The following is a 352-nucleotide window of genomic DNA, read 5'->3' on the forward strand; positions in this document are numbered from 1 at the left end:
TTCGGGCGGCTGTGTGTTGAAACAGAACAACGCCACCGCCTGCGATATAAAAAATTTCCAGCCGCCTTCGGGCGGCTGTGTGTTGAAACGGCAAAAGATTTAAGCGGAAACAAAAAGGCGACCCCAGCCGCCTTCGGGCGGCTGTGTGTTGAAACCATTCATTGCCGGGTCATCTCGCTGGCAGTTGTTCCAGCCGCCTTCGGGCGGCTGTGTGTTGAAACTTTTTTGGTGGAATGCAGACGTAAAGAAAGCCTACCAGCCGCCTTCGGGCGGCTGTGTGTTGAAACCGGATATACACGAAGAGCAAAAAGCAATTGATGATCAGCCGCCTTCGGGCGGCTGTGTGTTGAAA

General features: G+C 53.7%; 1 protein-coding gene. It reads left to right on the plus strand.

Translation table 11 applies throughout. The features are described 5' to 3' along the window. Positions 1-318: hypothetical protein (locus HMPREF3052_RS11565; RefSeq protein WP_141756601.1), on the plus strand; the 318-nt coding region annotated here is incomplete at its 5' end. Positions 319-352: the final 34 nt, after the last annotated feature.

Origin of the sequence: Neisseria sp. HMSC056A03 (assembly GCF_001815685.1) — a bacterium.
Lineage (GTDB): Bacteria > Pseudomonadota > Gammaproteobacteria > Burkholderiales > Neisseriaceae > Neisseria > Neisseria subflava.